This window comes from Thermosipho melanesiensis BI429 (assembly GCF_000016905.1).
Lineage (GTDB): Bacteria > Thermotogota > Thermotogae > Thermotogales > Fervidobacteriaceae > Thermosipho > Thermosipho melanesiensis.
The window spans coordinates 21,913-43,636 of record NC_009616.1 but is presented as its reverse complement, the minus strand read 5'-3'; the positions used below and the strand labels follow the sequence as shown (position 1 = coordinate 43,636).

Sequence of the window (21,724 nt, the reverse complement as noted above, 5' to 3'; positions counted from 1 at the left end):
ACATTATTTTTTGGTTTTTAAAAGTATAAACATTAGAGGGGCACCAATAAAGGATGTAATTACACCTATAGGGATTTCAATAGGGGAGGCGATAGTTCTGGCAATAGTATCAGATATAGAGAGAAAAATTCCACCAAGTAAAGTGCTGCTCCAAAGACTATATCTATGTTTTGAACCTGTTAAAATTCTTGCTGCGTGAGGTATAATCAAACCTACAAAACCAATTATTCCAGTTTTTGAAACAATAATTGATATTACGAAGGAACCAAGTAGGTAAAAAAGCCATTTAATTTTCTCGGTTTCGACACCTAATAATTTAGCTTCTTCTTCTCCCAAAGCTATAGCATCAAGTTCTTTGTTTTTAATGTATGATATTGTTAATAATAAAAGTAATGAAACTAAAGGCAAATAAATTTCGTCTATTGAAATTCCTGAAAGACTACCAAATAGCCAAATATATGCATTTGTTAATGTTTTTCTAGATAGATTTATTAAAAGAATTGTTGCAGAAGAAAAAATAGTACTTATTAGTACACCAGAAAGAATTAGGTGTGTAACGGGAATTATATTCTTTCTTTTAGCCAATATTATAGTTAGAAAAGAAGCAAGAAGTGAAAATAAAAATGAAAATACGCTAACACTAATAGTTTTGTTAAAAGAAACGGTGGTGTAAATCGCCAAAACTGCACCAAATCCCGCTCCTGCAGAAGTTCCAATTAAGTAAGGATCTACTAGAGGATTTTTCATTATAGTTTGAAAAATACTTCCAACCAAAGATAACGCTGCACCTGCAATAATTCCCATTAAAACCCTGGGAAATCTCACATGCCAAATTAGAAATTCAACTCTTTGGTTTGGAGCATTAAATATTTGGGATATAGGAATTTTAACGCTGCCAATTGATAAATTAAAAAATAATATTAAGATAAATAAAGCTGGAAGAATAATTCTTCCAGCTTTATAATTTATTCTCATTTATTTCCTCCATAAAAAAAATTATAAAAAATATCCAGATATTTTATAATATCAGGGGAGATAGAGCTAATATCGTTTCCATTGACAATAAGAATTCTGTCATTTTTAACAGCTTTTAAAGAAGAAAATAGTTTGTTAGATTTTATATTTTCTTTTATTTTTTCTGGATTACCATATCCAGAAACTATTATTACATCTGGGTCGTTAATTGTTAGAAATTCCCAATTAACGGAAAACCATCCGTTGTTTCCCGTATATGGGGCACAGATATTAACTCCTCCTGCGATTGTTATCAATTCATTTATATACGATCCCGTTCCGGCAGTCCATAGGTCTTTTGTTTCCTCATTTGGGATTGTTATGGTGAAAAATACTTTTGGTCTTTTTGAAAGTGGAATTTTTGCTGTCTTTGTGCCGTAATCTTTCATTTTTGATAAAATTTCATCTTTTACTTTTTTAGCTAATTCAGTTTTTTTGAAAATATTTCCAAGTAACATTATATCTCTTGCTATGTCATTTAAGGTAACAGGGTTGATAACAAAAGCTTTGATACCAAATTTCTCCAATTTTTCAACTTCTGGTAATTGGAATCCTCCAAACGTTATTACTACATCTGGATTTAACGAAAGTATTTTTTCGATATTTAACGGTACCATGTTACCAATTTTTTCCGCGTTAAATACATCCCAATCGGTAACTCCTACAATTTTTTCATCCAAACCAAGTTTCAATAAAAATTTTGTAGAACTTGGCGCAGCAGATACTATACGTTTTGGTACTTTATCAAAAGTTACCAATCTTCCGGCGTCATCGACAATGGAAATAGAAAAGGCCAAAATACTCAAAATTGTAATAACAACGGTTAAAAATTTTTTCATATCCCCACCTCCATATTTTTATATTTAAAAGAAAATCAGCCACCTTTAAGGATCGTAAAGGTGGTAAACTTTCCTTCTAAAAAAGGTATCCCGGCTTCCGGATCAACCTACTCTCCACGCCTTCCCAGGATAGTCCCAGTGGCTTTAAGTGGATTTTGTCCCCGGTTACGGTGGCGTCCCCGCGCCGGATTTTCACCGGCTTCCCTTTTTTAGAAGGAAATTATTCTAACATAATTATATCACTTTAAAAATTATTTGCAATTTTTCTAGCTAGTTTGTCTAATTCAAAAATGTCATTTAGATCTCTTACATTTCCGTCTATTTTTTCACATGTGTTTATTATTATCTTTGAAATTTCGTGAAATTTTATTTTTCCTTGCAAAAATTTTTCAACTGCTATTTCATCTGCTGCGTTAAATGCTATTCTTTTTGCAAGGTTGTTTATAAGTTTTTTTCCATAGAAAAATGCGGGATATTTTTTTTCATCTACTTTTTCAAAAATAAAATTTTTGCTTGAAAATTTAGGCCATTTACTATATGTGTAACACCTATTTGGATAGGTTAGTGCATATGAAATTGGTATTTTCATATCTGGAAAACCAAAATGTATTTTTACAACGCCATCTTTATAGAATACTGCTCCGTGAACTGTTCCAGTCGGATGTATTAATACTTCAATGTTGTCTACTTCAAATAATTCATATGCTTCGATCACTTCAAAGGCTTTATTGACCATTGTTGAGGAATCAACTGTAATTTTTTGTCCCATATTCCATACTGGGTGGTTTAAAATATCCGAAGGTGTTAAATTTTCTATGTTTTTGTAGTTTCTTACTGCACCACCAGATGCGGTGATAAGAATTTTTTCAACATTTTTTCCGAATATTTGGAATATGGCTGAATGTTCACTATCCACTGGTATCAATTCGACGTTATTTTTTTCACACTCTTTTTTAAAGAAAGGACCAGCACATACCAAGGCTTCTTTATTTGCAAGTGCTATTCTTTTGGTGTGTTTTGCTGCTTCAAATGAGGTAACTACACCGTAAAAGCCTGGTATTGCGGAAATGACTATATCTGGTCTTGTCTTTTCCAGCAATTCAGTTATAGAACTTACGTTTGAAAGTCTTTTTGAAAAATAGTATTTTATACTGTATTGTTTTATTATTTTTTCACCAAGTAATTTATTTTTTCCAAAAACGATACCAACAACCTTGTAGCTATTTAATTTGTTTATTACATCCAATGTTTGTGTTCCAATTGAACCGGTGGCACCTAAAATTACAACGGTTTTTTCATCCATCTAAAATAAATCACCTCACCATCTAATACTTCAATCTTTACATTTTCTGATATGGTTTCATTACTTACGCCTATGGGATTGTCTATTTTCATTTCCCCATTGAATTGATATTTGAAACCATATAGATTGAATTTTGCTTTACAAAGCGGAATAAAGGACCATATTTCACCAATTTTTACTTTTTTTTCCATTTGTTTTTTTATTATACCACACTCTAATTTTTCCGATCTTAAAGTAATTTTTACATTGAATTTTTTCATTAAACCAAATAATGATAATATCATATCAAGTCTTTCGCCAAAAAAATTTATTATTTCTATTTCATCATACCCGTTTTCTATGGCATATCTGATCGCTAGTTCACAATCTGTTTCATCTTTTTCAGCTGGAAATACAACTATTTCAACGTTTTTTCTTTTGAAATACTCTATTATTTCATTTTCAAGAGAATCCATATCTCCTACAATAGCTTTTGGGAGAATTCCTCTGTCTTTTAAAAGTTTTGCACCACCATCAACTGCAATAATTGTCTCTGAATTAATGATAAAAGTTTCGTTTGTATTTCCGTTTAAAACTATAGTGGCTTTCACAATATCCCTCCTAATGTTATAATATACATGAAAAATTATAACATGGAGTGGTGTTTATGATTATTAAAGCAAAAAATCTTACAAAAGTTTATGGAAAAAGGGAGAGAGTTGTAGCATTAAAAGACATAAATCTTGAAATTGAAGAAGGGGAAATTGTAGCGATTTTAGGTCCCTCAGGGTGCGGTAAAACAACACTTTTAAATTGTCTTTCAGGGTTAGATGAACTAACATCTGGTAGTGTAGAAGTTCTAGGGAAAAGTTTAACTGGCATGAATGAAGAGGAAAAAACAAAATTTCGCTCTGTGTATATGGGATTTATTTTTCAGTTTTTCAATTTAATCCCCGTGTTAAATGCAATTGAAAATGTAGAATTACCACTTTTAATATCCAAAAAATTAAAAGTAAGTGAGGTAAGAAAAAGGGCATTAGATTGGCTTGAAAAACTTCACATTGCTCATAGAGCAAAGGCTTATCCAAGTGAGATGTCCGGAGGAGAACAACAAAGAGTTGCAATAGCAAGAGCTTTGATAAATAATCCTAAAATTGTTTGGGCTGATGAACCAACAGGAGCTCTTGATACAAAAAACAGTGAGGAAATAATGGATATTATTTTGAATATGAATAGGGAACTAAATACAACTTTTGTTATTGTAACTCATGATCCAAATGTGGCTAAAAAGGCAAATAGAATAATTAGAATGGATAGTGGAAGGATTTTATCAGAAGGAGTGTAAAGTTTGTACATACCACTTTTAATAGAAGATTTTTTAGAGAAGGTAGAAAGAATAAAAGATTCCTTTGAATTAATAGAATTTTTTGAGGAGAATTTTGAAAAAATAGATGATCCTTTAAAGAATATTCCTGAAGTTTCTAAAAGACTTCAGGAGTTTTATGATTATATAGTGAAAATGAAGCATTTGAATAGAGAAAGAATAGAAAAACGTATGAAGTTTATTCCAGGAATGGTTAAAAGGTTTAGAGATATGTATTTAGTTTACAAAGCAGAAAAGCAGGGAAATTTAAAAGAGCTTGATTTATCCGTTAAGTATTTAAAAGGAGTAGGGCCAAAAAGAGCAGAAAAATTGATGAAATTGGGGGTTAAAACGGTTGAAGATTTATTAAATTATTTTCCAAGAGATTATGAAGATAGAAGAAAAGTTATGCCTCTACCTATACTCAAAGAAGATGAAAAAGTAGTTACTAGTGGCGTCTTGTCCGCGGTTGAAAAGATAAAAAAAAGTGGACTTTCGATTGTGAGTGCAGTGCTTTCAGATGGAATGTATCAAATTCTTTTAAAGTGGTTTAATCAAGATTACATAGGAAATGTTTTAAAGACTTTGATGAGAAAGAAAGTGTATGTATTTGGATTGGTGAAAAAAGGATTCTATGGTACTTTGGAAATCCATAATCCGGAAATAGAAGTTATTGGAAATTCTTCACGAGAGATTATGCCGGTTTATTCTTTAACAGAAGGTATAAAGCAAAATGTAATTAGAAGAATAATCAAAGAAAACTTGTATAATATTTACAATTTTAAAGATTACCTTCCAGATGAGCTAAAAGGAAAAAGAAGGCTTTTAGATGTTTACCAAGCATATACGGGAATGCATTTTCCTTTAAGTATGTACCATCAAAAAATGTCACGTTTTAGACTAGCATATGAAGAAATATTATATTTACAACTTGCGTTTTTTCTTTCAAAAAAGGAAAATGAAAATATAGGTGGTATCTCAAAGAATTTTGAAGGGAAGTTATCATCTGAGTTATTAAAACAGTTACCTTTTAAGCTTACTAATGCTCAGTTAAATGCATATGAAGAGATCAAAAAAGATCTAAAATCAGATAAACCTATGAATAGATTATTACAAGGAGATGTGGGTTCAGGAAAAACAATAGTTTCTGAACTTGCTATTTTGGATAATTATGAAGCAGGATTTCAATCTGCAGTAATGGTTCCAACTTCAATTTTGGCTATTCAAAATTTTAAAAAAATGTTTGAACATCTTTCGAGATTTGGGATTAGAGTAGCATTGCTTTTAGGGGCGACTTCAACAACTGAGAAAAATAGGATAAAACAAATGCTTAAAAATGGTGATTTAGATGTGGTTGTTGGAACTCATGCTTTAATACAGGAAGATGTGCATTTTAAAAATTTGGGATTGGTTGTAATTGATGAGCAACATAGATTTGGCGTAAGACAAAGAAAAGAGCTTATTGCAAAAGGAAAATTAGTAGATACGTTAGTGATGACCGCTACTCCTATACCAAGAACTCTTTCACTTTCTGTTTATGGAGATCTTGATGTTTCAATAATAGATGAAATGCCTAAAGGAAGAAAACCTATAAAAACTTTTGTTGTTCATCAAACCAAAATAGATGAAGTATATAAATTTATAATAAGTGAAGTTGAAAATGGCGGGCAGGCTTATATTGTTTATCCATTGATAGATGATTCTGAAAAACTTTCTGTGAAATCAGCCGTTTCTATGCATGAAAAGCTTAGAGAAGAATATTTTAAAGATATTTCAACAGCTTTAATTCACGGTAGGATGAGTGATTTTGAAAAAGATGAGATAATGTACAAATTTTCGCGAGGAGAAATCAAAATATTGATTTCAACAAGTGTAATAGAGGTGGGGATAGATGTGCCCCAAGCAACTGTAATAGTTATTGAAAACGCGGAAAGATTTGGTCTAGCTCAATTGCATCAGTTAAGAGGAAGAGTTGGGAGAGGAAATAAGCAGTCATATTGCTATTTAACTGTTGGAAATGTTTCAAGGGAAACCCTTGAAAGATTGAATTTCTTTGCTTCAACGAATGATGGTTTCAAAATTTCAGAATATGATTTAAAGTTAAGAGGGCCTGGGGAATTTTTAGGTGTAAAACAACACGGATTGCCAGAATTTAAAGTAGCTGATATTATTAACGATATAGATATTATCTTAATGGCTCGGGAAGATGCCAAGTATATAGTGAATAACATAGAGAAATTTAAAACTTTAATAGAATATGTAAAAGATATTTACAAAGAAAGATTAGAATTTTTGGATGTAGGTTGAGGTGAAACGTATGATATTGAGGGCATCATATGGGACGTTGGCACTTTTGGGATATGTAAGGAAAAGTGTAAGGATGGATACAGCATATTTTATGGTTGATGGAAAATGTGTTTTTGATTGTTCCTTTTGTTCCCATGCAAGAAATGCAAAAGTTGATAATAAATATTTATCAAGGGTTATATGGAAAGAAGTATCAATTGAAGATTTAAGCAAGTTGAATGTAAAGAGGATTTGTCTTCAAGTTGTAAGTTATAAAGGATATAGAGAAGATTTAAGGTTGCTTTTGGGAAAATTAAAGGGTAAAAGAATTTCTGTATCAGTTAGGGCTTTAGATTTAGATGAAATTGATGAGTATTTTTCATATGGTGTAGATACTATAGGTTTATCAGTCGATGTTGTAAATGATGAGCTTTTTAAAAATATTAGGGGAGGAAGTTTGAAAATAACAAAGAAATTAATTAGTGATGCGGCAAAAAAATATAAAGGAAAGATTACCACACATGTGATAGTTGGTATGGGAGAAAGTGATAAAGAACTCGTGGACTTTTTTTATGAAATGAAAGATTTAAACGTTAATGTAGCGTTGTTTTCATTTACACCGATAAAAGGTACGAAATTTGAACATCGAAAATCTCCAAGTAGTGAAAGATATAGGAAAATTCAACTTGCAAGGTATCTAATTTTTGAAAAACATGTTTCTAGGGATGTGTTTGTTTTTAAAAACGAAAATTTGGAAGAGATAGATTTTGGATATATTGAAGGACTAGGCCGCGCCTTTTTAACGTCAGGTTGTACTTATTGTACAAGACCATACTACAATGAAAAACCTGGAAGTATGCCATATAACTTTTTTGAATACAGTAGAGAACTTGAGGAGATTGCAAGGGGGATTTTGAAGTGAGGTTTTTCAAAGAAAGGGAAAAGCATCCACTTGTGATAAAGAACCCTGCTCTTTTAATAATCGATGTACAGAGTTACTTTTTTGATAAAAAAAGTTTGGCATATTTGAGAGGAATTGAAAATATTTTTGGAAATATTGAGAAATTAATAAAACAGTTTGAAGAAAAAGGTTATCCAGTAATATCTACACTACATGTTGGTGGAACAGATAAAATGAAAAAGTGGTGGGGAAATATTGTAAAGGATGTAGAACCTTATTTTAAGGCATCATATGTTATCAAAAAAAATACATATGATGCATTTTACAACACAGAACTTGAAGAAATCCTAGAAAAAAAATCTGTTAAGGATTTAGTAATTACGGGAGTTATGACACATCTATGTTGTGAAACCACCGCAAGGAGTGGGTTTGTAAGAGGATATAATATTGTTATGGTTGAAGATGCATTATGGGACAAAGATGAATTTTATCATTTTTTATCTTTGAAATCACTAGCTCATGGATTTGCTGTTATTTCTTCAACGGAGGAAGTTTTATGCGAGTTGGAATAGTTGGTGGAGGGCCTGCTGGTATTTCCGCGGCAATTTTCTTAAAGCGGTATGGTATTGATTGTACAGTTTTTGAAAAAAAATCATTGGGTGGATTATTGAGAAATGCGTGGAGAGTTGAAAATATTCCTCTTTTTAAACCTACTTCCGGAGAAGATATAGTAAAGATTATGAACTCATATTTGAAAATTTATGATGTGAAAGTTGTCTTTGATGAAGTAACAACAGTTAATAAAAATGAAATTGTTACAAGAAATGGAAGATATTTTTTTGATGAAATTATTGTAGCAAGTGGTACTGTTCCAAATAGAATAGTGGGGTTTGAAAACGAAAGAGTGGCCTACGAATATACTGACCTTTTTGAATTTAATTCACTTGCAATATACGGTGCTGGAGATGTTGCATTTGATGGTGCAATAAAAGCAAAGTTGGAGGGGAAAAAAGTTTCAATTTTTTCTAGAAATGTGAAAGTGAAGGCAGTTCCAATATTGTTTGAAACAGCAAAAAAATTGGGAATAGATATGCATTTAGGTGAAGAGATAAAGGATGTAGAATATAAAAAAAATTATGTTGAGATTCATACGGCAGTGAATACTTACAAATTTGATAAGTTGCTTTTGGCAATTGGTAGAAAAATTGATTTGTCATTTGTAAAAACATCAGATGTTTATTTGATAGGAGATGTGGCACATCCTGATTTTAGACAGGCTTCCATAGCGGTAAGTGATGGTATAAAGATTGCGATGAAGATTTTAAGGAGGGGAGAAGATTGGAAATATTAAAAAAAGTAGGCAAAGAAGAAGTTGCATATGTATATCTTGGAAAGACTTCAAGAGGAAATTTAGTTGAGTTTGTAGAATCAATTCAGCCTCCTATACCAAGGGAAAAGAAATGGGTATTGATTGTTTCTACTTTAAATGGATGTCCTGTGGGTTGTTTAATGTGTGATGCAGGAGGATTCTATAAAGGGAAATTACAAAGTGATGAGATTATGGAGCAAATACTTTTTCTTGTTGAATCAAGATTTATTAATAAACGTGTGCCGGTGGAAAAATTTAAAATACAATTTGCAAGAATGGGAGAACCAGCTTTAAACGAAGCAGTTTTAGATGTTTTAGAGAGATTACCCAAGGAGATTGATGCTCCAGGTTTGATGCCGTCTGTGTCTACGGTAGCACCAATTGGAACAGATGATTTTTTCGAAAGGTTGCTGGAAATCAAAGATAAGATGTATTTAGGACGTTTTCAACTACAATTTTCAATACATGCTACAGATAAAGATCAAAGAAATAGAATTATACCGATTAAAAAATGGAGTTTTGAAGATATAGCAAAATATGGTGAAAAATTTGTAAAAAGTGGTGATAGAAAGGTTACATTAAATTTTGCTCTTGCGAAGCAAAATATAGCGGATCCAGATGTTATAATAAAATATTTTGATAAAGAAAAATTCTTGATTAAAATTACACCTATAAATCCCACATATTCAGCTATGAAAAATAATTTAGAATCTGATATAGATTTAAAGACGTTTATACCAGTGAATCACCAGTATTTTGTTGAAAAATTAATGGAAGCAGGGTATGATGTAATAATAAGTATTGGTGAATTAGAAGAGAACAAAATAGGGAGCAATTGTGGTCAATATGTACAAAAACATTTAATGGAAAAAGAGCAATTAGAATATGGATATGATTTTGTGGATTAATAAAAAAATGTTATAATTTTTTTCAAGGAGGTGGTACCATGAGTGAAAACAACATGTTAATGTGGATAGGTATTGGGGTATTAGCAGCAGCGCTTGTTGTTGGGGCAATTTTCTTTTTATTGCCAAAAGATAGGTATATTGAGGCACAAGGTATTAGGATTTGGAAGTTGCCTAAAGAAGCGCAAAATGTGCAGATTAACTACTCTCAAGAAGCAAAAGTTGCTCAACTTGCACGTGAAGGAAGGTTATTTGTATTTGAAGGTGTAAATGTTGGTGGCGGAGTTAATATGACCATAGCGGAGAATGCGGCAAGGACGCAAGCATTGGGTAAGATAGCAGAGTTTTTAAATGCAAAGGTAGAAACTTTTAGAAAAGTAGTTGAAGGCCAATTACAAAGTGTTCAAACAAACAATACAAATGAAGAAGCAAATCAACAATTAGTTGAAGCAGCTGTAAGTGCATACAAAGGTATTACAAAAGTTATGGCCAATGCGATAGTAAGTGGTGCTTTAAAATACGCAAGTTGGGAAGTTAGAAAGGGAAATGTAGTTGAGTTGCATGTGCTTTATTTCTACGATCCAACTAACCTTCTTTCAATACTTGAATCTCAAGCACTTGTAAGTGAGACAGTTGGAAAACTTGGAAAGCAGGGAGTGGATTTCTTTAAAGCTTTAAATTCGGTACTTGAAGAAGCTTCGAAAGGGACACCATTTGAAGAAGAACAATAAAAAGCCGAGGGTGTCCTCGGCTTTTTTTGTATGGAGGTGTATTAATGTATATTGATTTAAGAAGTGATACAGTTACAAAACCTACGAAAGAGATGAGAAAGACAATGGCTGAAGCAGAAGTTGGAGATGATGTTTATGGCAATGATCCCACAGCAAATAAACTTGAAAGACTAGCTGCAGAAATTTTGGGAAAAGAAGATGCACTTTTTGTTCCGAGCGGAACTTTTGCAAATCAACTTGCTTTGTTTACCCATTGTCAAAGGGGAGATGAAGTAATTATTGGTGATGACTATCATATAGTTCAACATGAAGCAGGAGCCGCAGCGGTAAATGCTGGTGTACAGTTAAGAACAGTTGAAACGAGAGATGGAGCACTTGTCCGTGAAATTGTTGAAAATAAGATAAGGAAAGTAGAAGATATACATTTTCCGAAAACAGGTCTAATCTGTTTGGAAAATGCCCATTCAAGTGGAAGAGTTATTTCTTTAGAAAATTTTGACTAAATTAAAAAAATTGTGGATAAATATAACATTCCTATACATTTGGATGGTGCAAGGCTTTTTAACGCAGCTACTTACTTAAATGTTGAACCAAATGAAATTGCAAAGTATGCTGATTCAATTAATATCTGCCTTTCAAAAGGATTGTATGCACCAGTTGGTTCTTTGCTAGTTGGAAGCAAAGATTTTATAAAAGAAGCAAGAAGAAAGAGAAAAATAATGGGTGGGGGTATGAGACAGGTAGGTATATTAGCCGCAGCGGGTATTATAGCTCTTGAAAAGATGAGGTTTAAGCTTAATGAGGATCATGATAATGCAAAATATTTAGCTGAAAGGTTAAAAAAATTTGATTTTATTGAGATAGTAGAAAAAGTAGAAATTAATATGGTATTTTTTAAGATGAAAAGAAATTTTGATGAGAATGAGTTTATAAAATATATGTTGGACAATGGTGTAAAAATAAATCCTTCTGAAGATGGAGTATTTAGGTATGTGACACATTATTGGATAAAGAAAAAAGATATAGATTATGTTGTGGATAAAATAAGGAGTTATTTTAAATAAACTCCTTTCAGCAGGGCTGAAAGGAGTTATAGCCATTTTTTCTTCTTAAACCAAACTAATGTTAAGACAATCGTTCCAATGGACCAAAAAATTATGTGTAAGTATGCAAATGGGTTGTTTTGAATTGGAAGTTTTACATTCATTCCGTAAAAGCTAGTCAAAATGGTAGGAATTTGCATTAAAATGGTGACAACTGTAAGGATTTTCATAACAATGTTTAGATTATTTGAAATAACTGATGCATAAGAATCCATCATACCTGCAAGAATGTCACTGTATATATTTGAAACTTCTATTGCTTGCCTGTTTTCAATAATTGCATCTTCCAATACGTCCTTATCTTCTTCGTAAATTTTTAATATGTTTCCTCTGAGAAGTTTTTCCATCATTATTTCGTTTGAACGTAAAGATGTGGTGAAATAGACTAAGCTTTTTTCAAGGTACATCATATCTTCGAGTTCTTTGTTTTTCATTGAACGATGCAATTCTTCTTCAATTATACTAATTGTTTTGTTAATTTCTTTTAGGTATGCAAGAAAAACTTTGGCGTTTAAAAGAAATATTTGGAAAATCATTCTGCTCTTCTTGTTTATATCAAATTTGCTATTTTCAATCATGTGTTCTATAAAATCAACGGATTCTTTTGAGGAGAAAATAGTATAATTTTTGCCTATTATTATTCCCATGGATACTGTTCTATACGGTATTTTTGAATTGTTATTGAATTTTTTTGGGATTTTGAGTATTATTAGAATAGTATCCTCATCTACTTCAATACGTGCTCTTTCATCATCGTCGAGAGAATCATATATAAAATCGGGGTCAAATTGCAGAAGGCTTGAAAGCATATGAATTTCATCAGCGGAAGGATCTATAACCTTTATTAAAGAGTTTGGAACAAACTTGTCGGCTTCCACAATTTTGTTTTCCTTTGTGGTGTAAAATTTTACCATTTTATTACCTCCTCTAATTTTTATTTTACGGTGGTCGTGGTAAAGGTTCATCAGAATAACTACCATAACTTTCCATTATTTTTCACCTCCGTTTTAAATAGTAAGGATTTCCCATCGTTTTTCTTCAGGTTCAAGTAGAACAACGGTTGCTTTTCCTGTAAGCCACCCTGAAGATTCGCCTGGATTAATTATAACTGAATTATTATATTTTTCAACAACCAATTCATGGGTATGTCCAAAAAAGATAAAATCGTATAAATTGCTTTCTTTTGCGGCTTTAAGCGCATATGGTTCGTGCATTAAGAAAATTTTAAAATTTTGAATTAAAATTTCATAAGGGCCTGTTCTGATTTTCCCGTTGGATTTTTTTGAGAGTAGTAATCTTTCTCCATCATTGTTTCCAAAAACCCCATAAAATTCTATATTGTCTTTAAAAAAATAAGGAAGGATAAATGGTGCAACAAAATCACCACAATGGAAAATTGTGTCAATTTTATAACTTTCTATTACTTTTTCAATTTCTTTTGCTTTTGTTAAATTATCGTGAGAATCACTGAGAATTAACCACATAATCGTCCCCCCTTTAACAATATTGTAGCACAATTTTGTTCAAATTTATTTTTATTTGGGTTATAATTATTTAGAAAAATGGGTTGGAGGGTGATTTTATGAAAAAATTTTTGGTTATCTTTCTATCATTTTTAACATTGTATGTATTTGCAAATGTTTATTATGGGAATTTACATGCGCATACTTCATATTCTGATGGAAAACTATTTCCTGAGGATGCGTATAGTTATGCGAAGAACTATGTTGATATACAAGCTATTACGGACCATGCATATTATTTTACCCAATTAATCAACGGAAAAACAAAGCCATTTTTGACAAAGGAAGCTGCGAAAAAGGCTACCGTTGAAGGTGAATTTATTGCTTTACAAGGTTTTGAGTGGACTTCTGGAATAGGTCATATTAACGTGTATGAATCATTAGAGTGGGTTGATAGAAATAACGTTCCTTCTGCTGAAGGATTTTATAAATGGTTAATTGAACATAAAAAATTAGGACAATTTAACCATCCTATAAGTATATTTGGGAATTTTAATGATTTTGAATATTATCCAGAGGCGGATAAATACATGAACCTTATTGAAGTTGGAAATGGGAATTGGAAACAAGGGGATGTAATTAATAGTGAAATGCTTCAGAATTATAAATTGTCTTTGGATAAAGGATGGCATTTGGGAGCTACAGTTGGTCAAGATAACCATAAGGTAAATTGGGGAAGTGCAAACGAAGGAAGAACTGGCATAGTTGCCGATGCTTTAACTTATAATGATATTATGAAAGCACTTTGGGCGAGACACGTATTTGGTACAGAGGATAAAGATGTAATAGTTTTCTTTGGTTGTGGGGAAAATATAATGGGAGATATAGTATACGATAAAGAAAACGTAATTTTGCACTTTGAATATGAAGATGATGATACATTAACATATTTTGCGTTAGTTTCACAGAGTGGAACAGTTGTTGAAGCATATCCTAATCAAACAAAATATTCAACAGATATTAGTGTGAAAATCCCAGATGGCTATGAATGGTATTATGTATATGCACTGCAGTCAGATAAAGACGAAGTAGTTACTTCGCCCATTTATTTTCAAAGAATGAGTAATGTTTATGTAAATAACCATAATTATTTTGATGGAAAACTTTCGTTTGATATTTATAACATTACATCTAGCAATGAAAGTGTTTTATTGGAAATTAAATCAAATGGGAACTTACTTTATACGGAAAATATCTCTTTAAAGGCATTTGAAAAAAAGTACAAAGTTTTAGAATTGAAATTACCAGCTGGAGAGAACAAGGTGGAGTTTTTTGTAAATGGGATTTTTGTACAATCTTTAAAGACTTTTGTTAAAAAATTTGAAAAGAGTGTAATGATTGATACATTACATGAGAATGATCACCTTGATTTTCTAAAGAAACTGGCAGTTTTGCTTGACAATAAAGGTTATAGAGTATTATTTTCAAAAAGAATGTTAAATGATTTAAAAGATGTGGATGTCTTAATAATTTCTACTCCAAAAATTGATGGTTTTGACTTTTCTAAGGATCTTTTAAATCCGGAAATAGAAGCTTTAAAATCATTTAAAGGAAAGATAATATTAGTTCCAGGGAGTGACAAAACTTATTTTGAACTTTACAAAAAACTTATCAATGCAGATGTTATGAGTTTAGAAGAGTTGGAGAAGTATTTTGGTTTATCGCAAAATGTAGAACCAAATGTTTTTATAGACATAGGTCATGGAAATGATTACGGTAGAGGCAAGTTAACAAAATTTGAGAATTTTTTAAGAGCAAAAGGTTTTAAGGTTGAATATCTTGATAAAATTTCTAAAGTGTCTGGAAAATTATTGGTAATTCAGAACGGAAGAGATTACACCAAAGAGGAATTGGAAAATATAAAAAGTTTTGTTGAAAATGGCGGAAGGTTATTAATAGCTTCAAAGAGTGATTATAAAGACGGTGGAAATACTGAAAGTTTGAATGATATTTTGGAATATTTGGGTTCGAATATAAGGTTTAATGATGATCAAGTATTAGATGATGTTAATAATTATGGAGTAAAGTATAAGATTTTGGCAAATGGCTTAAGGTTTTATAGCCCATGCTCTCTGATAATTTCAGACAAAAATATGATTGTAGTTTTTTCGGATAGTGCGTATACTGAGGATGCGGATAATAATGGTGATGCGATGATAGTTGATAAAGTAGTTTTAGTTGCTCGGGAAGAGATAGGCTCAGGTGAAATTTTCGTGTTTGGAAAATTTATCTTTTCAGATTACGATTTTGATTATAATAAAGACTTTATGGAAAATATATTAAATTAATAAAAATTGCTTTTTGAAATAATTTGATGTATAATCTAATTGAAGTTGCGGACAGAAAGGAAGGTGAAATGAATGTTTGACAGGTTTTCGGAAGAGTCCGCAGAGGTTTTTGTAACCGCCCAAGAGGAGGCGAAAGAACTAGGACATTCTTATGTTGGAACAGAGCATCTATTACTTGCAATTTTGAAGTTAAATGATAAAAATTTGAGAAAAATGTTAGAGGGTTATGGCCTTACTTATTCGAAAGTTAAAAATGAGGTTATTTCTGTTGTAGGTATGGGAATGCGCGGATTTATTATGTCACCTCAGATGACACCAAGAGCAAAGCGGGTGACTGAAATTGCATATGAAGAAGCAAAATCGATGGGAGATGAAAAGATAAAACCTATCCACCTTCTTTTGGGAATTTTAAGAGAAGGGGAAGGTATTGCAGTTCATATTTTAAGAAAAATAGGAATTGATATACAAGTTTTACGAAGGGAGTTGTTGGGTGACATGTCTGATGAAGGTACTGATTATGTAGAATTAGATGATGATTTAATTAAAAGAACAAGACAATTAGAAGGATTTGGAGTTAATTTAACTGCGCAAGCTATGAAAGGAGAACTTGATCCTGTAATTGGAAGGGAAAAAGAAATAGAAAGAGTAATGCAAGTTTTAGTTAGGAGAAAAAAGAACAATCCTGTGTTAATTGGTGAACCGGGCGTTGGAAAATCTGCAATAGTGGAAGGTTTAGCACAAAGAATTGTTGCTGGAGAAGTACCTGAACCTTTAAAAGGAAAAACTATTTTTTCCTTAGATGTTGCTTCATTAGTTGCAGGAACAAAATACCGTGGTGAATTTGAAAAAAGGATGAAAAAGTTATTGCAAGTTTTAAAAAATGAAAAGGATATAATATTGTTTATAGATGAAATACATATGATTGTTGGTGCAGGTTCCGCTGAAGGTGCTGTAGATGCGGCAAATATTTTAAAACCTGCCCTTGCCAGGGGAGAGGTAAAGTGTATTGGTGCAACTACTCCTGATGAGTATAGAATGTATATTGAGAAAGATGCTGCGTTGGAAAGAAGATTTCAAAAGATTTATATCCAAGAACCTTCAGCTGAAATGACGATTGAAATTCTAAAAGGTTTAAAACCTAAATACGAAATGCATCACAAAGTTAAATATACTGATGAAGCATTGGAAGCAGCTGTTTATTTATCTCAGAGGTATATTAGTGATCATTTTTTGCCTGATAAAGCAATTGATGTCATCGATGAGGCTGGTGCAAGGGCAAGGCTTAAGGCATTTGTTATTCCTAGTGACTTACAATCGTACAAAAGTAAAATTGAGAATGTTAAACTTCAAAAGGAACTTGCGGTTGCAAATCAAGACTATGAAACTGCAGCAAGATTAAAAGAAGAAGAAAACAAACTTAAGATGGAATATTCGTCAAGATATGAGAACTGGAAAGAAAAAGTTGATTCTAGTATTATAGTTGTAGATGTGCAGGATGTGGAAGAGGTTGTAGCAAACTGGACGGGTATCCCGTTGAAAAAACTTGAAGAAGAAGAAAGTGAAAAATTATTGAGGTTAGAGGAAGCGTTGCATAATAGGATTGTTGGTCAAGATGAAGCTGTTAAGGCAATTGCAAGGTCAATAAGACGTGCACGTAGTGGATTAAAGGATCCAAGAAGGCCAGTTGGGGTATTTCTATTTTTAGGGCCAACGGGTGTTGGAAAAACAGAGCTTGCAAAGACTCTTGCGGAATATTTGTTTGGTGATGAAAAGGCTTTGATAAGGTTTGACATGAGCGAATATATGGAAAAATTTTCCGTTTCAAGGCTTATTGGTGCTCCACCTGGATATGTTGGTTATGAAGAAGGTGGAACGCTTACAGAAAAGGTTAGAAGAAGACCATTTTCGGTGATCTTGTTTGATGAAATTGAAAAGGCCCATCCCGATGTATTCAACCTATTGTTACAAATAATGGATGATGGAAGGCTTACAGATTCACAAGGTCACGTCGTTGATTTTAGAAACACCATAATTATTATGACAAGTAATATAGGAGGCAATCAAATAGTTTCGAGCAAAAAAACGCTTGGATTTGTTAATTCTGAGAATTTAAATGCAGAATTTAAAGAAATGAAATCTAAGGTACTTGAAGAGGTTAAGAAAACCTTTAGACCAGAGTTTCTGAATAGAATTGATGAAATAGTTGTTTTCCACAAACTTACTGAAAAACATATAAGAGAAATAATTGATATATTATTAAAGGATATAAGAAGACGGTTGGAAGAGAAAGGATTGAAGCTGGAATTAACAAAAAATGCAAAGGATTTCCTTGTTCAGGAAGGATATGATCCTGCATATGGTGCAAGACCGTTAAAACGAACAATTCAAAGATATATTGAAGATCCTTTATCAGAAGAACTTCTGAAAGGAAAATTTAAAGAAAATGATGTAATAGTTTGTGCTTTTGAGCGTGGCAAAATTGTTTTTAAAAAAAAGAAAGCGAAAAAAGTAAAGGTGAAAAATGAGTAAAGCGAAGAAAATTTATGTTTGCGAAAATTGTGGTTATGAATCTCCTAAATGGTTTGGCCGATGCCCAGTGTGTAATGTTTGGGATAGTGCAAGGGAATTAAAGTTTGAAGAAAAAGTTAATGCGGGTATTGATTCCCGCATTTTTTTGCTAAATGATGATTTAATTGGAGGGGAAGTAAGACGAATAAAGACTAATAAGGAAGAGATTGATGGTTTGTTTGGAGGAGGAATTGTTCCCGGGCAGGTTATACTGTTAGGTGGAGAACCAGGAGTGGGTAAAAGTACTTTAGCCCTTCAAATAAGTGATTTAATATCAAAAAGAGGAAAAGTTTTATATGTTAGCGGAGAAGAAAGTATTAAGCAGATAGGTATTAGAGCAAAAAGATTGGGAATAAAGAATAATAATTTGTATGTAAGTATTGATAATGAGTTAGAGGCAGTTTTTGTAAATTTAAAAAAGATTTCTCCTGTTTTTGTTGTTTTAGATTCTATTCAGACTGTTTTTTCTAATAAAGTTGATGGAGTGCCAGGTGGAATTTTACAGTTGAGAACTGTTGTAGAAAAGCTAAGAAAATATTCAAAAGAAAGTGGTGTTCCCATTTTGCTAATAGCCCATGTAAATAAAGAAGGGAATATAGCTGGGCCAAAGTTAGTTGAACATATAGTAGATACCGTTGTATATTTTGAGGGGGAAAAAACAACTGATTTGAGAATTTTGAGGGTAATAAAAAACAGATTTGGGCCAAGTGGTGAAATTGCGGTATTTCAAATGATGAATACCGGTCTCGAAGAGTTAAAAAATAAAGTTTTTATTGAAGAAAGTAATATGCCTGGGAATGTTATTTCATGTGTATATGAAGGTACTAGGCCAATTCTAGTTCAAGTTCAAAGTCTTGTATCAAGAGATAGAATTTCAACGTCGAGGCGTATTTCGCATGGAGTAGATGTTAGAAAGCTAATAATACTGAGTGCGGTGATATCTAAACATTTGAATTTACCAATTGATGCGCATGATATATATCTTAACGTATCCGGAGGTATTAAAATTACTGATCCTGCAAGTGATCTTGCAATAGCATCTTCTATTTTATCATCACTGTTTAATAAATTCTTAGGAAAGGTTGTTGTTATTGGTGAAGTGGGATTGGATGGTAGTGTTAGAAAAGTTAGAGATCTTGAAAAAAGGATTGAAAATGCTAAAAAAGCGGGATTTGAAAGGTTTATAATCCCACATAATAAAAAAGTTTATGGTAATAAAATATATTTAGTAAAAAATATTAGAGAGTTACAAGAAATAATATTTGAGGAGGGAGAAAATGAAAACTAAAATTATTTTAGATAGTACAAGTGATATTCCAAAAAATTGGCTTGAAAAATACGATATTGATATTGTTTCGTTACATGTTAATTGGCCTAATGATGAAAGTGAACCTGATGACACAAGAGACGAAGAAGAGTTAAAAGAATTTTATGAAAAACTATCAAATGCAGAGCAATTACCAAAAACTTCACAACCATCGATTGTTCAATTTCAAGAAGCATATAAAAAAGCTATTGATAATGGATATGATAGTATTTTGGTTTTAACCATATCCACAAAGATGTCTGGAACGTATAATTCAGCATTGCTTGCCTCTCAGGAATTTGAAATTCCAATAAAGGTGATAGATACCAAGATGGCTTCTTCAGTTATAGCAAACATGGCAAGATATGCACGTGAATTACTTGAAAGTGGTATGGATTTAGATGATGTGGTAGAACAACTACAAATCGCAAGGGAGAATAAAAAATTTCACGCTATATTTTTTGTTTCCGATTTTGATTTTTTGGTTAAAGGCGGGAGAGTAAGTAGATTTTCTGGATTTGTAGGCAATTTATTAAAAATTAAAGTTGGAATTTTTATTAACAAAGATGGTGAAATGATACCATTTGATAAAGTAAGAGGTTATAAAAAGGCGTATAATATGATTTTAACAAAAATGGAAGAAGAGGGAGTAAAGATTGGTAAAAAGATAGGGTTAATTGGAATACATTGTAATGCAAAAGAACATGTTGAAGAGATGTTGAAGTTAATAAGAGAAAGATATAAATTGGAATATTTTGAAATGTCAAATACTGGTAAAGTTATTTCTACACATGTGGGAATTGGTATGGCAGGGTTTGGTATAGAGATTTTGGAATAAAGGAGGTATAAAAGTTGAGTAACGAACTTTTATGGCTGGTGTTGATGGTTGCAAACTTTACTAGCATTTTAATATTTTACAGATATTTTGGTAAAACAGGTTTATTTATTTGGACTGCACTTGCAACTATCATTGCGAATATACAGGTTTTAAAAACTGTGGAACTTTTTGGATTTGTTGCAACACTTGGTAACATAGTATATGGAACGACATTTTTGGTTACGGATATTCTTTCTGAAAATTATGGTAAAAAGGAAGCTAGAAAAGCAGTATTAGTTGGTTTTTTAAGTCTTATTACAATGACGATAATGATGCAAATAGCATTGTTGTTTAAACCAGATGCATCTGATTTTTCACAAGATGCATTAGTTACAATTTTTTCATTTATGCCAAGAATAGTGATTGCGTCATTAGCTGCATATTGGCTTTCACAGCTTCATGATATATGGGCATTCCATTTGTGGAAAAAAAGATTGCCACAAACTAAGTATTTATGGATTAGAAATAATTTGTCAACTATGATTTCACAATTTATAGATAGTTTTGTATTTTGTTTTATTGCGTTTTGGGGAGTGTATGAACTAAATATTTTTTGGAGTATATTGTGGACAACTTACTTTTTTAAGTGGATAGTAGCAGCGGCAGATACTCCGTTTTTGTATGTTGCAAAGTTTTTATACGATAAAGGAAAGATTAATGAATTAGTAAAAAATGAGGCATAAATTAACTAAATGTTTACTGAAATCTATATTGACAAATTTGACGGTCTATGGCAAAATAAATAATGGTCTTTGTAAGAAGTGTTGGGGACGTGGTGAAGCTTGGTTATCACGCCGGTCTGTCACACCGGTGGCCGCGGGTTCAAATCCCGTCGTCCCCGCCAGAAATGGGCAAAGTTTCGTGCTTTGCCTTTGTGAGAAATTGACAAGTTGATTATAGAAAATTATGTGTGTTGGGGACGTGGTGAAGCCTGGTTATCACGCCGGTCTGTCACACCGGTGGCCGCGGGTTCAAATCCCGTCGTCCCCGCCAGAAATGGGCAAAGTTTCGTGCTTTGCCCTTTTTTCATGCGTGTAATTACGATTAACTTAATAGAAGAATTAGTTGATTATACAAAAAAGTGATAGGAAAAAATTAAGTATTTATTTTTCAATTAGCATACTTTTGATACTCTAGTGGTTCCATTTCCTCTTATATTAATAGGTATATTAATTTATTTTTTCTTCATTCTTTCTTTAGTTTTGCTGTTTTTTACATAGAACTTGAAAATAACTTTCGTTCCAGAAAGTTTTTCTGATTGATGGAAGAATACTTTTTGAATTTTTGTCCTTTCCTTGCCAAAGAAAAACACCCCCTAAAGTGTTTTTATTTTACCACTTTTGGGGGTGTTTTTAATTTATAGGGAGTA

General features: G+C 32.1%; 19 protein-coding genes, 2 tRNA genes, 1 pseudogene and 1 riboswitch. Of the genes and pseudogenes, 15 read left to right on the top strand and 7 right to left on the bottom strand.

Going from position 1 to position 21,724, the window contains the following annotated elements; all coding sequences use genetic code 11:
- Positions 1 to 3 precede the first annotated feature (3 nt).
- The 4 genes from TMEL_RS00230 to TMEL_RS00215 all read right to left on the bottom strand — a co-directional run bounded on the left by TMEL_RS00230 (position 4) and on the right by TMEL_RS00215 (position 3,746).
- On the bottom strand, positions 4 to 975 hold the full coding sequence (locus TMEL_RS00230) for a FecCD family ABC transporter permease (protein ID WP_012056280.1): 972 nt from the start codon (positions 973 to 975) through the stop codon (positions 4 to 6).
- Positions 972 to 1,853 (bottom strand): ABC transporter substrate-binding protein, encoded by an 882-nt coding sequence (locus TMEL_RS00225; RefSeq protein WP_012056279.1) that lies wholly within the window; start codon positions 1,851 to 1,853, stop codon positions 972 to 974. Before TMEL_RS00225 ends, TMEL_RS00230 begins: the two co-directional genes overlap by 4 nt.
- A gap of 63 nt (positions 1,854 to 1,916) precedes the next feature.
- A riboswitch (cobalamin riboswitch) is annotated at positions 1,917 to 2,095 on the bottom strand.
- Positions 2,096 to 2,097: 2 nt separating this feature from the next.
- The gene (locus TMEL_RS00220; RefSeq protein WP_012056278.1) at positions 2,098 to 3,156 is read right to left on the bottom strand and encodes a 1-deoxy-D-xylulose-5-phosphate reductoisomerase; all 1,059 of its coding nucleotides are present in this window, start codon (positions 3,154 to 3,156) and stop codon (positions 2,098 to 2,100) included.
- A complete protein-coding gene (locus tag TMEL_RS00215; protein WP_012056277.1) occupies positions 3,135 to 3,746 on the bottom strand; it encodes a thiamine diphosphokinase in 612 nt (203 codons plus the stop codon). The genes TMEL_RS00220 and TMEL_RS00215 overlap by 22 nt, the downstream gene beginning before the upstream one ends.
- A gap of 56 nt (positions 3,747 to 3,802) precedes the next feature.
- Between TMEL_RS00215 and TMEL_RS00210 the strand changes: the two genes are divergently transcribed.
- From TMEL_RS00210 to ltaE, 8 genes and pseudogenes are all read left to right on the top strand, one after another.
- Positions 3,803 to 4,480, top strand: coding sequence for an ABC transporter ATP-binding protein (locus TMEL_RS00210; protein WP_012056276.1), 678 nt, complete (start codon positions 3,803 to 3,805; stop codon positions 4,478 to 4,480).
- Positions 4,481 to 4,483: 3 nt separating this feature from the next.
- On the top strand, positions 4,484 to 6,805 hold the full coding sequence (gene recG / locus TMEL_RS00205; RefSeq protein ID WP_012056275.1) for an ATP-dependent DNA helicase RecG: 2,322 nt from the start codon (positions 4,484 to 4,486) through the stop codon (positions 6,803 to 6,805).
- A gap of 10 nt (positions 6,806 to 6,815) precedes the next feature.
- Complete coding sequence (locus tag TMEL_RS00200; protein ID WP_012056274.1) at positions 6,816 to 7,706, top strand: LipS2 family lipoyl synthase; 891 nt, start codon at positions 6,816 to 6,818, stop codon at positions 7,704 to 7,706.
- A complete protein-coding gene (locus tag TMEL_RS00195; protein ID WP_012056273.1) occupies positions 7,703 to 8,257 on the top strand; it encodes a cysteine hydrolase family protein in 555 nt (184 codons plus the stop codon). Before TMEL_RS00200 ends, TMEL_RS00195 begins: the two co-directional genes overlap by 4 nt.
- A complete protein-coding gene (locus tag TMEL_RS00190; protein ID WP_012056272.1) occupies positions 8,242 to 9,036 on the top strand; it encodes an NAD(P)/FAD-dependent oxidoreductase in 795 nt (264 codons plus the stop codon). Before TMEL_RS00195 ends, TMEL_RS00190 begins: the two co-directional genes overlap by 16 nt.
- A complete protein-coding gene (locus TMEL_RS00185) occupies positions 9,024 to 9,962 on the top strand; it encodes a radical SAM protein (RefSeq protein WP_012056271.1) in 939 nt (312 codons plus the stop codon). The genes TMEL_RS00190 and TMEL_RS00185 overlap by 13 nt, the downstream gene beginning before the upstream one ends.
- Before the next feature lie 38 nt (positions 9,963 to 10,000).
- Positions 10,001 to 10,690: a hypothetical protein gene (locus TMEL_RS00180; protein WP_012056270.1), complete on the top strand. Its 690-nt coding sequence runs from the start codon at positions 10,001 to 10,003 to the stop codon at positions 10,688 to 10,690.
- 44 nt (positions 10,691 to 10,734) lie between these two features.
- Positions 10,735 to 11,754, top strand: a pseudogene (ltaE, locus tag TMEL_RS00175) (low-specificity L-threonine aldolase).
- 26 nt (positions 11,755 to 11,780) lie between these two features.
- Here ltaE and TMEL_RS00170 read toward each other — a convergent pair.
- Together TMEL_RS00170 and TMEL_RS00165 are read right to left on the bottom strand one after the other, a co-directional pair.
- The gene (locus TMEL_RS00170) at positions 11,781 to 12,707 is read right to left on the bottom strand and encodes a magnesium transporter CorA family protein (protein WP_012056269.1); all 927 of its coding nucleotides are present in this window, start codon (positions 12,705 to 12,707) and stop codon (positions 11,781 to 11,783) included.
- A 93-nt stretch (positions 12,708 to 12,800) separates the two neighbouring features.
- Positions 12,801 to 13,277 carry a metallophosphoesterase gene (locus TMEL_RS00165; RefSeq protein WP_012056268.1) on the bottom strand — a complete coding sequence of 159 codons (477 nt, stop codon included), beginning with the start codon at positions 13,275 to 13,277 and terminating at the stop codon, positions 12,801 to 12,803.
- Between the two features lie 98 nt (positions 13,278 to 13,375).
- Between TMEL_RS00165 and TMEL_RS00160 the strand changes: the two genes are divergently transcribed.
- The 7 genes from TMEL_RS00160 to TMEL_RS00130 all read left to right on the top strand — a co-directional run bounded on the left by TMEL_RS00160 (position 13,376) and on the right by TMEL_RS00130 (position 21,348).
- Positions 13,376 to 15,604: a DUF4350 domain-containing protein gene (locus tag TMEL_RS00160; protein WP_012056267.1), complete on the top strand. Its 2,229-nt coding sequence runs from the start codon at positions 13,376 to 13,378 to the stop codon at positions 15,602 to 15,604.
- A gap of 72 nt (positions 15,605 to 15,676) precedes the next feature.
- Positions 15,677 to 18,133, top strand: coding sequence for an ATP-dependent Clp protease ATP-binding subunit (locus TMEL_RS00155; RefSeq protein ID WP_012056266.1), 2,457 nt, complete (start codon positions 15,677 to 15,679; stop codon positions 18,131 to 18,133).
- Positions 18,126 to 19,460, top strand: coding sequence for a DNA repair protein RadA (radA, locus tag TMEL_RS00150; RefSeq protein WP_012056265.1), 1,335 nt, complete (start codon positions 18,126 to 18,128; stop codon positions 19,458 to 19,460). The genes TMEL_RS00155 and radA overlap by 8 nt, the downstream gene beginning before the upstream one ends.
- Entirely contained in the window at positions 19,450 to 20,316 is an 867-nt protein-coding gene (locus TMEL_RS00145; RefSeq protein ID WP_012056264.1) for a DegV family protein, read from the top strand. Before radA ends, TMEL_RS00145 begins: the two co-directional genes overlap by 11 nt.
- Positions 20,317 to 20,330: 14 nt before the next feature.
- Positions 20,331 to 21,038: a queuosine precursor transporter gene (locus tag TMEL_RS00140; RefSeq protein WP_012056263.1), complete on the top strand. Its 708-nt coding sequence runs from the start codon at positions 20,331 to 20,333 to the stop codon at positions 21,036 to 21,038.
- 83 nt (positions 21,039 to 21,121) lie between these two features.
- A tRNA-Asp gene (locus TMEL_RS00135) sits at positions 21,122 to 21,199 on the top strand.
- Positions 21,200 to 21,270: 71 nt separating this feature from the next.
- Positions 21,271 to 21,348 (top strand) — tRNA-Asp (locus TMEL_RS00130).
- A gap of 181 nt (positions 21,349 to 21,529) precedes the next feature.
- On the opposite strand, the gene TMEL_RS10235 is transcribed toward TMEL_RS00130, so the two are convergent.
- Positions 21,530 to 21,667 carry a hypothetical protein gene (locus tag TMEL_RS10235; protein ID WP_012056262.1) on the bottom strand — a complete coding sequence of 46 codons (138 nt, stop codon included), beginning with the start codon at positions 21,665 to 21,667 and terminating at the stop codon, positions 21,530 to 21,532.
- Positions 21,668 to 21,724 lie beyond the last annotated feature (57 nt).